This window comes from Tateyamaria sp. Alg231-49 (assembly GCF_900143535.1).
Classification (GTDB): domain Bacteria; phylum Pseudomonadota; class Alphaproteobacteria; order Rhodobacterales; family Rhodobacteraceae; genus Tateyamaria.
The window spans coordinates 61992-74437 of record NZ_FRFA01000012.1; the positions used below are offsets into that span (position 1 = coordinate 61992).

Consider the following 12446-nt stretch of genomic DNA (forward strand, 5'->3'; position numbering starts at 1 on the left):
CTGGCCCTTTTCGCCGCAGTGCAGTATGAACATCAGCAAAGAGATCCTCCGATGGAGCACAAAGTGAACCATGCAAGCCGCGCCCGTCAGACCAAGGACGGGATCCGCATTTATGACGAAGCTGACTTTGCCGGCATGCGCGCGGCGGGCCAACTTGCGGCGGACATTCTGGACGCAATGGCGCCCCTGGTCTTTCCCGGCCAGACAACGGGCGAAATTGACCGCGTGATTACCGAGATGGTCGATGAGGCAGGCGCCAAATCGGCCACGATCGGATACAAAGGCTACAAGCACGCCAGCTGTATCAGTGTGAACCACGTGGTCTGCCACGGCATTCCGGGTGACAAGGTGCTCAAGGATGGCGACATCCTGAACATCGACGTCACCGTCATCGTCGATGGCTGGTTTGGCGATACAAGCCGGATGTATGTGGCCGGCAAACTGCCCCGCAAGGCCGAACGGTTGATCCAGGTGACCCATGATGCGCTGATGCTGGGGATCGAGGCTGTAAAGCCCGGCAACACCTTTGGCGACATTGGCCACGCCATCCAGAGTTTTGTGGAAAGCCACCGCATGTCCGTGGTGCGCGACTTTTGTGGTCACGGGTTGGGCCGCGTGTTTCATGCGCCCCCCAATGTTCTGCATTACGGTCGCCCCGGAACAGGCGCGGTTTTGGAACCCGGGATGTTCTTTACCATTGAACCGATGGTGAACTTGGGCCGTCCAGAGACAAAGACTCTTTCTGATGACTGGACGGCCGTGACGCGAGACAAGTCTTTGTCTGCGCAGTTCGAGCATTCGGTGGGCGTGACGGAAACGGGATTTGAAATCTTCACCCCTTCAGCGGCAGGCTTGTTCCACCCAACATTTGATTGAGGTCGGCGCAGAGCAGATCGCTGCGCGCCTCAACTGCCCCGCGTGCGGTGTGGTCCGGCAATAGCCGCGACTGCAAGTATGATCCCAGAAACGGTCGCAATCATCCCCGCTGCACTGACCGAGGCTGACGCCCCAATCCAAAGCGGACCATAGCCAGCCAGCACGTAGCCAATAATCGCTGCAAGGGCCGCAAACAGCATCGACCATGCAACCTGATGTCCCAGCCGGTTGGTCATCATCCGGGCAGCGGCGGGCGGGCAGATGAACATGGCGATCACGATGATCGACCCCACCGCATCAAAGGCCGCAACCGCTGCAATCGCCGACACCACCACCAATGCAAGACCCAAAGGACCTGTACGCAGTCCCAGCCCACGCGCAAACCCTTCGTCAAACGTGGACAGGGCGAGCGGTCTCCAGAACAGTGCGATGAAGGCGCCAACAACCAACAGGGCCAGCGCCATGCGGGGCAGTTCCACGGGCAGGCCCGCAAGGGCCGTGGCATCGATCAAGGATCCCCACCCTGTGGCGTCAAGCCAGATCAGGCTTTCCAGATTGCCATAAAGCGCGTGCTCCACATCAAGATGCACACTTGAGGTGTCGGAGCGTTCAAGAAGCAGCACACCACCGGCGAACATGGCCGTAAACACCACACCCATCGCCGCCCCAGATTCAATACGGCCCAACCGGCGAATGGCCTCGATGGCAATAACAGCCAGAACCGCCGCCCCTGCGGCCCCAAGCAGCATCGGCCCCGTTCTCACGGTCCCGGTCAACAGAAAGGCAACCACAATGCCCGGCAGCACCACATGGCTGATGGCATCCCCGATGAGCGCTTGGCGACGGAGCAGCAGAAAGTTGCCCGGCAATGCACAGGCGACAGACACACAGACCCCAATCAGGATCGGCGTAAGAGACAGTGCAACAAATTCCGCGCCCATCTAAACCACCTTGGGGGCAGTGATCCGCCCATCCACATCGCGCAGTTGATCCGGGGTCAGCACGTCCTCAATCGGGGTCAGCCCGTCATAACGAGTCGCCGCAGCAGCAAAGCTGGTATCGGCACGGACAAGCGACCAGCGGGTTTCGTCGAGCAGGGCCTTAGAGGCCGCCGCCTGACCCGCTTGCGTCGCCACCCCATCAGGCAGGATCAACCCCGCACGATGCATAAGACGGCGGGTAAGCGCCTCGAAAATCGGTTGGCCTTGCGCGAGGGCCAGCAACCCTTGGCGCATGTGCACCCGGCGCTGATAGCGATGGTGCATCAACAACGAGGCAAGCACACCGCGGCCAGGGGAAAAAAGGAGCGAGACGAGGAAAAGCAAGAAACCGACAAGTACAACAATGGGTCCCGTTGGCAGGGCCGGGGCCACAGCCGAGATAGCAGCACCAACATAGCCAGAAACGCCACCCACAGCCCCTGCGATGATCACAACGTGGCCCGTGCGGTCCGTCCAGAAACGTGCGGTGACGGCAGGCACGATCAAAAGGGCGACGATCAGAATCAGACCAACAACCTTCAGCCCAACCACAGTCACCACCAGCACGATACCCATCATTACCAGATCGATGCGACCCAGCGACCACCCCGTGGCCTCCGCATAACCGGGATCAAAGGCGGCAAGCTCCAATGGGCGACGCAGAACCAACACCAGTGCCAGAACGACTGCCGCCGAAACCGCCAACAAGATCGCGTCGCTGCGCAACATGCCCGCGGTCGAGCCAAGCAGGAACCCTTCAAGCCCGGCCTGCTGGCCCGCTGTCATGGTCTGCACGACCGTCAAAATCACAATGCCAAAGCCAAAAAAGACCGACAGGACCGCGCCTATCGCCGCGTCCTCGCCCAGCCGTGTCGCGCGGGTCAGGCCCTGAACACACAACAGGCCAATGGCGGCGCTAACCGCCGCTCCCAGCAAAAGGCCCGGCAACCAACGCCCGTCGCCACCAAGGGCGACCATCAGAACAAATGCAAGGCCCACGCCGGGCAGGGTCGCATGGCTGATCGCATCACCAACCAGTGCCCGCTTGCGCAAAAAAAGGAATGTTCCCGCAACCCCTGCGGCAACACCCAGCAAGGCCGCGCCCACTGTCACCAGCGTCGCGTTGTAACCAAGCTGCAAGAGCAGTGCATCGCCCAGCATGGGACTAGCCTGCAACGCTTTCAGGATCGACACGCGCCGTAGTCAACCGACCGCCATAGGCGGCTTGCAGGTTGTCTTCGGTAAAGACGTCATCGACAGGACCTGCTGCGATGACTTGGGTGTTCAGCAACACAACATCATCGAAATAGTCAGGCACCGTGGCCAGATCATGGTGAACCGCAAGAACGGTGCGCCCTGTGTCCCGCAAGTCTTTGAGCACAGCAATGATGGCCCGTTCTGTGGCGGCATCTACCCCGGCAAAAGGTTCATCCAACACGTAGACATCGGCATCCTGCGCAAGCGCACGGGCCAGAAACACGCGCTGTTGCTGCCCACCAGAAAGCTGGCCAATCTGACGGGTGGCGAAATCTGTCATGCCGACGCGGTCAAGCGCGCCCATGGCAGCCGCACGATGCTTGCTGCGCACCCGACCAAGCAGACCCAACTGACGATACAAACCCATCAAAACCACGTCGATAACACGGGTCGGAAAATCCCAATCCACGCTCGCGCGCTGGGGAACATAGGCGATGCGGTCGCGCATCGCGGCAAGTGGTTCGCCAAAGACGGTTACGGTGCCCGCCAGCGGCTTGATCACATCAAGTGCCGCCTTGAGCAAAGTGGATTTACCCGCACCGTTTGGCCCGACAATGGCGGTCATGGCCCCTGCACGCACAGTCAGGTCAACGGAGAATATCGCGGGCGTCTGCCCATAAGACACAGTCAGGTTGCGGACAGCCAATGGGCTGGCTGTCCGTTCCGCTTCGGCCTGAGCAACGGCCTCGTCCGTGACGAGATGGATATTCTGAAGGCTCATGCAGCCCCTTTCAGGCGACCCAGTCGTCCAGTTGCAGGGACGTCCGCCCCCAACGCACGGGCGATGGTCGTCACGTTGTGATCGATCATGCCCAGCCACGTGCCCTCATAGGTGCCATCCGGCCCCATCGCGTCAGAGAACAACGCACCACCTATGATAACAGTGTGCCCTTGGGCGGCGGCCCCTTCGATCAAAGCGCGGATGTTGCGATCAGAGACCGAGGTTTCCACGAACACAGCGGGCAGTTGCCGCGCGACCAACATATCAACCAAGGTGCTGATGCGGTTCAGGCCTGCCTCGCTTTCGGTCGAGATACCCTGAATACCCATCACCTCAAAATCATAAGCCCCGCCGAAATACCCAAAGGCGTCATGGGCGGTCAGCAACACACGGGCCGGTTCAGGCACTGCTTCAAGAACGGCGCGGTTGTAGACCGACAGCGCTTCGGCTTCAGCAATGAAGGCGCTGGCGTTGGTCTCAAACAACTCTCTGTCGTTGGGACGCAGGGCGGTCAGGGCTTGCACAACGGCCGGCACACATTTGACCCACAGGTCAGGATCCATCCAGATGTGCGGATCAAAGCGGTTTTCGTAGTCTTCGCTGCCGATCAGCAGATCGGTATCTACGGATTCAGCAACGGCATGAACCGGGCGCTTGGTACCCAGATCAAGCATGAATTCTTCCATCTGCGCCTCAAGATAAAGGCCGTGCCAAAACGTGGCATCCGCCCGCGTCATGTCGACGATGTCGCTGCGGGTCTGGCGATATGCGTGCGGGTCAACCCCCGGACCCATCAGGGCCTTCACCTCAACTCCGGCTCCCCCAATGGTACGCACCATATCGGCAATCATGCCGGTGCTGGCCACCACATTGGCCTTGGAGGAAGCAAGCGATGGTGTCGCAACCATGGCCGCAGCACCAGCAAGAAGAGTACGTCGGGAAAAAAGCATCAGAACCTCAGTTTCGTTTGAGTGTGAAAGAACATGAGATTGAATATGAGAATCATTCGCAAGAAGTCAATGAGAATGCGAATGATTCTCAACTAACGGCGGTAAATCGGCTGGTTTCAGTCGAAACTGATCAAAAATTGGGCGCCGGGGCCCTCTGTTAGCAAGGAAACCCGCCCGCCACGGGCCTGCACGAGGCTGCGCACAATGCTAAGCCCCATGCCAGTGCCGCCCTGTTCGCGCCGTGTGGTAAAGAAGGGGTCAAAGATGCGGTCCCGGTTGCCCGCACTGATCCCCGGACCATCATCGGCGATATGCAGCGCGGACCCACTGGCGGTCAGCGTTAACTTTTGCGCCCCGTGTTCAGCAGCGTTGCGGGCCACTTGTGTCAGGATCGTCGTGAGGTCTGCTGCCAAAAGCGGGATGTCGCCATCCTGCGCCACCTCGAGGATCAAACCCGCGTTGATGTCCTGCGCCACAGCGCTGAGCTGGCAGGTGCCGGTGCCTGCGCTGTTGGCCGCGCGCGTGTGGTGCCCAAGATCGTCCAACAGCATCTGCATCCGCGCACTCGCCTCGCGGATCGTATTGGTCAGATCTTCGGCGTCCTTCCCGCTTGCCCCGGCCTGCAACAACTCGCTGGCGCCACGGATGGCGGTAAGCGGCGATGTCAGTTCGTGGGTCACATGGTCTGCATAGGCTTTCATCCCCTCCGCCCGGCTGTTCAGGCTTTCACCCATCGCCGTGACGCTGGCCCCCAACGTGCTGAGTTCGGGCGTCCCAAAGTGAACCGGCACCGGGGCCGTCTGCCCCGCCTTCATGGCGCGCGCATAATTGGTCAGCGCATAAATCGGACGCAGCACAAGCCGCCAAAGCAAGAAACCAAGCACCGAGGTCGCAATGACCGCGAGCCACACGATCAGCCACGCAGCCTCTCCCCACCCCAGAATGTTCCCCCAGAGCCGGAGATAAATAATGCCGAACAAGGGCAGCACCAGCACGGCAGCAAGGGTGCCGCCGATGACCAATGCCAATGGGGGACGCCATTTGGGCGTGACAGGTTTCACTGGCCCCGACATAGGCCCATCCGGATCCCGATCCCATGCACGGTCTCGATCGCGTCCGCACAACCTGCCTCCTCAAGCTTGCGCCGCAGATTGCGCAAATGGCTGTCGAGCGTGCGGTCGCTGACCCCGGCCCCCCTCCCATACAGCGCATCGGTGAGCGCGGGCCTCGCCGCGACCCGGTCGGGGTGGGCCATGAGGTGTGCAAGGATATCCATCTCGCGCGCGGTCAGCGTGACGGCGGTGCCATTCACATGGCAGCTGTGGGTCGTGGCATCGACACTCAGCACACCACGGGTCTGTGTCGGGCCCGCCCTTTGTACTGGCCGGGTCCGTTTCAGGATCGCACCGATCCGCGCCACCAATTCGCGGGGGGAGAAGGGCTTGGTCACATAGTCATCCCCACCCAGCTCGAAACCAAGCACGCGGTCGATCTCGTCCTGACGCGCAGTCAGAAAAAGCACAGGCGTATCGTGGCTGGCCCGCAGGGCGCGACACAGGGCCAGCCCATCCATTTCAGGCAGGCCAATATCAAGCACGATCAGGTCAAAGCGCCCGGAACGGGCCTTGGCCAACCCCTCGGCCCCGTCGCCCGCCTCGGTCACGTCGTACCCCGCCTGCCCCAACGCGATCCGCAGGACCGAACGGATATGCGGGTCATCATCGACAATCAAAAGGTGCGGTGCGTTCATGGGGCGGGGGCCTGTGCAGTCATGGCCGCAAGGCTACGGCGCACCCGCCAGTTGCGAAAGCCCCATTCGCGCCAGTCGTCTGGGTAGGACAGGCGGGGCACGCGATAGGAGGACACACATTCCCTTGGCCACTCAGGGCCAAAACGCGCCGTCATGGCCGGAATGACGTCTTCGGACAGACCACAAAGCATAAAGGTGTCCGGATCACTGTGCCGAGTCAGATTATGACGCGCGATCGTGGCATCGAAGCTGAGGAAGGCACAAAGATACAGCACGACAACCCCCAGCGCCCCGCTGCGCACCAGCATCCATGCGGCGGGTTTGTCCCTCCAGATCTGCCAGACGACGACTCCAAGGCCCGCGGCCACCAACCCCATCCAGATATAGGCCGCCATCCGCAACCGCGTCAGCCCATAAGCATCGACATAAGCGTCAAGACGAAACAGAGACGCCCCAACCAAGGCCAGCGTCTGGGCAAGCCACAGCAGCATGAGCCAGCGCAAAACGGGCCGGCCAGCCAAATGAGGACGGGCAAGGACTGCAAACACACCCGCCAGAAGCGCAGCCGCCAAAAGCGGATAGGCCCCGCGATGGGCATAAGTGGCCGGGCTGATGCCCTCGGGCAAGCCGACGTTCCCATAAAGGAACAGAATGTCCATCACAGTCTGCACCGCAAACAACGCATTGAAAGCGACCAACGAGCGGGCGACAGACCCTGCATTCACAATCCCCTGACGACTGACCGTGGCACGCACAGGGCGGCGGGCACGCAACCGTTCGTGCAAGCGGGACGCCACCAGCACTGGCCAGATAAGAGCGCCCAGCAGAACCCAAAACCAAAGCCGCCAAACGTTTGGCGCGGGCATCTGCCACGTGGTCAGCTGCGACAAGGCCCGATCCAAGACCGGATTGGCCCCAATCAACAACAGCGCGAACAGCGCGGTGGCCCCCAACGGCAGCGCCCAGCCGATCAACAGAGCGCGTATGTTGATCGCCCCCGAATTGATGTTGCCCAAACGCCGCGCACCCGTGACCGCGTCGACCCCGGTCTGTGCCGGGGCGAACCACCACGCACGTGCCGCACCGCGCAGCAAATCACTGCGCCCAAGCCCGGCAAGAGCGGCCAACAGAACAGATATGCCAGTGAGAGCGATCAGAACGGACAAGGGTTGCACCTGTTCGATCAACGGCAGAACAGTCAACACGGCCCCTGCCCCGACGCCAAAACGGGCGCGCACACTCAGACCCGGCCATGCCAAGACAAGCCCTGCCATCACGATCAAAAGCGCCAGCAGCGCAAAACTCAGCGCAGGCGCTGCATCCCAGACCAGCAGATCACCAACAGCAATCAATGCCGCGAGCAGTACAACCTTGAACCCGTCTCGTTTGCGCACTGCACGCATATCGCGTCGGGGGCTCTTTGGTGTATCCAACCACCACCCATCCTGTTGCATACTCAACGGCACACCACGAAAAGTCCCTGTCGTCATTGCCTGTCCCTTTGTCTTTGGCCTCGATTGCCCGACAGTGTGACAGGGGCGCGTGCAGGGACTCCCACCGTGGTTGTGCAGAAAATGTGCAGGCGGTTGCGCCGCGGCAGCGCTTGCCAAATGCGATCAGCCATGCCACGTCAGTGACCTGCACCCGTCCGAAAGGATCCCCAGATGCATGTGACGACAACACATTCCGAAACCCAAAGCGCAAACCAGTTGCAAGTGACAGAGCCGCGCAATCCCGGCATGGCACTGGACATGGATTGGGTGCGCCGTGTGCAGGCCAATACGTCTGCGATTGAAGGGCGCTGCGCAACCCTGCCCGGACGGCGATCCATCAAAAAGGACCATCAGGCGGCGTGGCTGCTCAAGGCGATCAGCCTGATCGACCTCACCACCCTGTCCGGGGACGACACAGAACGGCGTGTCCATCGCTTGTGTGCCAAGGCCCGCCAGCCGGTGCGCGCCGAGATGCTTGAGGCGTTGGGAATGCCCGGACTGACCACCGGCGCAGTCTGTGTGTATCACGAAATGATCCCGGCGGCTGTCTCCGCCTTGCAAGGATCAGGCATTCCCGTTGCGGCTGTTTCGACAGGGTTTCCCGCCGGGTTGTCACCCTTCCACCTGCGCCTGCAAGAGATCAAAGAAAGCGTTTCGGCCGGTGCAGCAGAGATCGACATCGTCATCTCGCGCCGCCACGTGCTGGAAGGAAACTGGACCGCCCTCTATGATGAGATGGCGCAAATGCGCGAAGCCTGCGGCGCGGCACATGTCAAAGCGATCCTCGCCACGGGCGAGTTGGGCACCTTGCGTAATGTTGCGCGCGCCTCGCTGGTCTGCATGATGGCGGGCGCTGACTTCATCAAAACCTCGACAGGCAAGGAAAGCGTGAACGCCACGCTGCCCGTGAGCCTGGTAATGATCCGGGCGATCCGGGAGTATTTCGAGGTCACAGGACACCGCGTGGGCTACAAACCTGCCGGTGGGATTTCCAAGGCCAAGGACGCGCTGGTGTATCTGTCGCTGATCAAAGAAGAACTGGGCGACCGCTGGCTGCTGCCAGACCTGTTCCGCTTCGGGGCCTCGTCACTTCTGGGTGACATCGAACGGCAACTGGAACACCACCTGACCGGCGCCTATTCCGCCGGGTACCGGCATGCGATTGGATAACGGATGCTTGCCCTGCGCCCAAATTGCGAATGCTGCGACTGCGATCTGCCCCCTGAATCCGAAAACGCCGTGATTTGCTCTTTTGAATGCACGTTTTGCGCGACATGCGCATCGGATCGGTTAAAGGGGCTGTGCCCAAACTGTGGCGGTGGGTTCGCACCGCGCCCGATCCGGCCAGCTTCCGCTCTTTCCAAATTCCCAGCCTCGACCCAACGGGTAAATAAACCCGCAGGGTGCCCTGCGTCAGGAGACTTGCGATGACCGTAAAAGACATCTTTGAAACCATGGAATACGGCCTTGCCCCTGAGGCAGCAGGCGACGCATTGGCGTGGATCGTCGATCAGGGCGCAAGCTTTGGTCACTTTATCGACGGCAAATTCACCGCGCCCACCAAAGACTTCCATTCCCGCAACCCTGCCACCGGCGAAACCCTCGCCGACCTAAGCCAGGCCACTCAATCCGACATCGATGCCGCCGTCAAAGCGGCCCGTGCCGCCCAACCCAAATGGGCCAAATCCGGCGGCCACGCCCGTGCCCGCGTGCTCTATGCCATTGCGCGCCTGCTTCAGAAACACAGCCGCCTGTTTGCCGTGCTCGAAACCCTCGACAACGGCAAGCCGATCCGCGAAAGCCGTGACATCGATATCCCCCTCGCCCAGCGACACTTCTACTACCACGCAGGCATGGCGCAGCTGATGGAAGCCGAGTTGCCTGACCGATCTGCATTGGGCGTGTGCGGGCAAATCGTGCCGTGGAATTTCCCGCTCCTGATGCTGGCATGGAAAATCGCGCCCGCACTGGCCATGGGCAACACCGTGGTGTTGAAGCCTGCGGAATACACATCGCTGACCGCCTTGCTGTTTGCCGACATCTGCACGCAGGCGGGCGTGCCCAAAGGCGTGGTAAACATCGTCACAGGTGACGGCGCGGTTGGCGAGATGATCGTGAACGCTGAGGTGGACAAGATCGCCTTCACCGGGTCCACCGCCGTTGGCCGACGCATCCGCGAGGCGACCGCAGGCACAGGCAAGGCGCTGACCTTAGAACTGGGCGGCAAATCCCCCTACATCGTGTTTGATGACGCCGATCTGGATTCGGCAGTCGAAGGGCTCGTGGACGCCATCTGGTTCAATCAGGGTCAGGTCTGCTGTGCTGGTTCGCGCCTGTTGGTGCAAGAACCCGTCGCCGACGCCTTCTATGCCAAACTTCGCGCGCGGATGGACAAGTTGCGCATTGGTGACCCGCTGGACAAATCCATCGACGTTGGCGCGGTTGTTGACCCGATACAGTTGGAAACGATCACCAAAATGGTCGCCAACAACACAAGCGGCGAGACCTATCAATCCCAGACAACTTTGCCCGCAACAGGATGCTATTACCCGCCAACGCTGATCACCGGTCTCAATTCAGCCGACACCCTGATGCAAGAAGAAATCTTTGGCCCAGTTCTCGTGTCGACAACCTTCCGCACACCTTCCGAGGCAGTGGAACTGGCCAACAACACCCGCTACGGGCTGGCCGCCACGGTCTGGAGTGAAAACGTCAACCTCGCCCTCGACATCGCTCCAAAACTGGCCGCAGGCGTGGTCTGGGTGAACGCCACCAACCTCTTTGACGCCGCCGCAGGATTTGGCGGCGTACGCGAAAGCGGCTTTGGACGCGAAGGCGGTTGGGAAGGGCTCTTGGCCTACACCAAGCCCAACGCGGGCGCCAAACCAACGAAACCCATCGCGCCCTTCAAAGGCGATGATGCGCCCACTGACCCGCTTGACCGAACGGCCAAGCTCTATATCGGCGGCAAACAGGCACGGCCCGACGGGGGCTATTCGCGCAAAGTTTACGGCAAGAACGGCGCGCTTCTCGGCCAATCCAGCCTCGCCAACCGCAAGGACCTGCGCAACGCCGTCGAGGCCGCACAAGCAGCCAAAGGCTGGGCCAAAACCACAGGGCACCTGCGCGCGCAAATCCTCTACTACATCGCCGAAAACCTGTCCGCACGGGCAGATGAATTCGCCGCACGGCTCAACGCAATGCAAGGCGGCAGAACCGGCGCGAAAGAGGTCGAAACCTCGATCCAGCGCTTGTTCGCCTACGCGGCATGGGCGGACAAATATGATGGGGCGGCCAAGGGCGTGCCCCTGCGCGGTATCGCTCTGGCGATGAACGAACCCACCGGGATCATCGCCGCATTGTGCCCAGACGAGGCCCCTCTGCTCGGGCTGATCTCCTGCATGGCGCCTGCGATCGCAATGGGTAACCGGGTCGTGCTTGGCGCCTCCGAACCCTTCCCACTGGCCGCCACAGACTTCTATCAGGTGCTCGAAACATCAGACGTGCCCGCTGGCGTGGTCAACATCCTCACAGGTGACCACGCAGAGCTCGCGCCGCACATGGCCAAACACCTTAATGTCGATGCGGTCTGGTCCTTTTCGGGAAAGGATTTGTCCAAACAGATCGAACACGGCGCGGCAGGCAACCTCAAACGCACATGGGTCAACAACGCAACTGCACGCGACTGGATGTCAGCCGACGGCGAAGGGCGGACGTTCCTTCAAGCCGCAACAGAGGTCAAAACCATCTGGGTTCCCTTCGGTGAATAAGAGCCTCGAGTCAGCTCCGAGACTGGCCCGCCCGACGGGCCATGCCACGCTCCACAAGAAAAATTTATTGACCTTCGATCAATAAATTCTCTGCTCACCTAGAGCAGAACTGATAAGGTACGAATTTTTTCATAATAAAAACAGAAGTTTAATAGATTTCTGATCGCTGTTCAATAATAATATTGATTGTCGTTCAGAATTCGGTCACGTTTTGAACAGTGTACAGAATAAAATTCTTAACCATTTCGCATCAAACTGAAAAAACTTGAAAGCAAGACCTATGAACCTGACCCGGAAAACAATCCTGCCCTTTACTGCGCTCTGTCTTTTTACCTCTGCATGCGTGAATCCAGAAGTCGTTACCGTCAAATCGATATCCGACGACGCGTTGACCTGCTCAGAAATAAAAACGCAACTTGGTCAACTCCAGCAGATCCAAAAAGAAGCCGAAAAAGGCAGAACCGCTTCCGGAGAGAACGTAGCCGCTGCCATCTTGTTCTGGCCCGCCGTGATCGGAAATAACATGAATGCAAAACAAGCACAGGAAGCAGCAACTGCGCGGCAGACTGTGCTGGTAGATCTCTACAAACAAAAGCGATGCAAATGAACCAAAGCCTTTCTTCGCAAAGGCCCAAGTCCAGTTTCCGTA

12 protein-coding genes are annotated in these 12446 nt (G+C 60.2%); 5 read left to right on the forward strand and 7 right to left on the reverse strand.

From position 1 onward, the window contains the following. Positions 1 to 51 precede the first annotated feature (51 nt). Positions 52 to 876, forward strand: a complete 825-nt coding sequence (map, locus tag DHN60_RS16690; RefSeq protein WP_108838464.1) for a type I methionyl aminopeptidase — start codon at positions 52 to 54, stop codon at positions 874 to 876. A 29-nt stretch (positions 877 to 905) separates the two neighbouring features. On the opposite strand, the gene DHN60_RS16695 is transcribed toward map, so the two are convergent. The 7 genes from DHN60_RS16695 to DHN60_RS16725 form a co-directional block, all read right to left on the reverse strand. After that, entirely contained in the window at positions 906 to 1817 is a 912-nt protein-coding gene (locus DHN60_RS16695) for a metal ABC transporter permease (protein ID WP_108838465.1), read from the reverse strand. After that, positions 1818 to 3017, reverse strand: coding sequence for a metal ABC transporter permease (locus tag DHN60_RS16700; protein ID WP_108838466.1), 1200 nt, complete (start codon positions 3015 to 3017; stop codon positions 1818 to 1820). A gap of 4 nt (positions 3018 to 3021) precedes the next feature. Further along, complete coding sequence (locus DHN60_RS16705) at positions 3022 to 3834, reverse strand: metal ABC transporter ATP-binding protein (protein ID WP_108838467.1); 813 nt, start codon at positions 3832 to 3834, stop codon at positions 3022 to 3024. Beyond that, the gene (locus DHN60_RS16710) at positions 3831 to 4742 is read right to left on the reverse strand and encodes a metal ABC transporter solute-binding protein, Zn/Mn family (RefSeq protein WP_306416015.1); all 912 of its coding nucleotides are present in this window, start codon (positions 4740 to 4742) and stop codon (positions 3831 to 3833) included. The genes DHN60_RS16705 and DHN60_RS16710 overlap by 4 nt, the downstream gene beginning before the upstream one ends. A 158-nt stretch (positions 4743 to 4900) precedes the next feature. After that, positions 4901 to 5857 (reverse strand): HAMP domain-containing sensor histidine kinase, encoded by a 957-nt coding sequence (locus DHN60_RS16715; protein WP_108838469.1) that lies wholly within the window; start codon positions 5855 to 5857, stop codon positions 4901 to 4903. After that, on the reverse strand, positions 5842 to 6534 hold the full coding sequence (locus DHN60_RS16720) for a response regulator transcription factor (RefSeq protein ID WP_108838470.1): 693 nt from the start codon (positions 6532 to 6534) through the stop codon (positions 5842 to 5844). Before DHN60_RS16720 ends, DHN60_RS16715 begins: the two co-directional genes overlap by 16 nt. Then, complete coding sequence (locus DHN60_RS16725) at positions 6531 to 8024, reverse strand: DUF4153 domain-containing protein (RefSeq protein ID WP_108838471.1); 1494 nt, start codon at positions 8022 to 8024, stop codon at positions 6531 to 6533. The genes DHN60_RS16720 and DHN60_RS16725 overlap by 4 nt, the downstream gene beginning before the upstream one ends. Before the next feature lie 174 nt (positions 8025 to 8198). Between DHN60_RS16725 and deoC the strand changes: the two genes are divergently transcribed. The 4 genes from deoC to DHN60_RS16745 all read left to right on the forward strand — a co-directional run bounded on the left by deoC (position 8199) and on the right by DHN60_RS16745 (position 12404). Further along, positions 8199 to 9197: a deoxyribose-phosphate aldolase gene (gene deoC / locus DHN60_RS16730; protein ID WP_108838472.1), complete on the forward strand. Its 999-nt coding sequence runs from the start codon at positions 8199 to 8201 to the stop codon at positions 9195 to 9197. A 3-nt stretch (positions 9198 to 9200) separates the two neighbouring features. Then, a complete protein-coding gene (locus DHN60_RS16735; RefSeq protein ID WP_108838473.1) occupies positions 9201 to 9458 on the forward strand; it encodes a DUF1272 domain-containing protein in 258 nt (85 codons plus the stop codon). Continuing rightward, complete coding sequence (locus DHN60_RS16740) at positions 9455 to 11797, forward strand: aldehyde dehydrogenase family protein (RefSeq protein WP_108838474.1); 2343 nt, start codon at positions 9455 to 9457, stop codon at positions 11795 to 11797. The genes DHN60_RS16735 and DHN60_RS16740 overlap by 4 nt, the downstream gene beginning before the upstream one ends. 280 nt (positions 11798 to 12077) lie before the next feature. Further along, positions 12078 to 12404: a hypothetical protein gene (locus DHN60_RS16745; RefSeq protein ID WP_108838475.1), complete on the forward strand. Its 327-nt coding sequence runs from the start codon at positions 12078 to 12080 to the stop codon at positions 12402 to 12404. Positions 12405 to 12446: the final 42 nt, after the last annotated feature.

Bases quoted from the DNA above. Each gene is read 5' to 3' on its own strand.
- map (WP_108838464.1), top strand. From the start codon at position 52: ATGGAGCACAAAGTGAACCATGCAAGCCGCGCCCGTCAGACCAAGGAC.
- DHN60_RS16735 (WP_108838473.1), top strand. From the start codon at position 9,201: ATGCTTGCCCTGCGCCCAAATTGCGAATGCTGCGACTGCGATCTGCCC.
- DHN60_RS16740 (WP_108838474.1), top strand. From the start codon at position 9,455: ATGACCGTAAAAGACATCTTTGAAACCATGGAATACGGCCTTGCCCCT.
- DHN60_RS16720 (WP_108838470.1), bottom strand. From the start codon at position 6,534: ATGAACGCACCGCACCTTTTGATTGTCGATGATGACCCGCATATCCGT.
- DHN60_RS16725 (WP_108838471.1), bottom strand. From the start codon at position 8,024: ATGACGACAGGGACTTTTCGTGGTGTGCCGTTGAGTATGCAACAGGAT.
- DHN60_RS16710 (WP_306416015.1), bottom strand. From the start codon at position 4,742: ATGGTTGCGACACCATCGCTTGCTTCCTCCAAGGCCAATGTGGTGGCC.
- DHN60_RS16700 (WP_108838466.1), bottom strand. From the start codon at position 3,017: ATGCTGGGCGATGCACTGCTCTTGCAGCTTGGTTACAACGCGACGCTG.
- DHN60_RS16745 (WP_108838475.1), top strand. From the start codon at position 12,078: ATGAACCTGACCCGGAAAACAATCCTGCCCTTTACTGCGCTCTGTCTT.
- deoC (WP_108838472.1), top strand. From the start codon at position 8,199: ATGCATGTGACGACAACACATTCCGAAACCCAAAGCGCAAACCAGTTG.
- DHN60_RS16705 (WP_108838467.1), bottom strand. From the start codon at position 3,834: ATGAGCCTTCAGAATATCCATCTCGTCACGGACGAGGCCGTTGCTCAG.
- DHN60_RS16715 (WP_108838469.1), bottom strand. From the start codon at position 5,857: ATGTCGGGGCCAGTGAAACCTGTCACGCCCAAATGGCGTCCCCCATTG.
- DHN60_RS16695 (WP_108838465.1), bottom strand. From the start codon at position 1,817: ATGGGCGCGGAATTTGTTGCACTGTCTCTTACGCCGATCCTGATTGGG.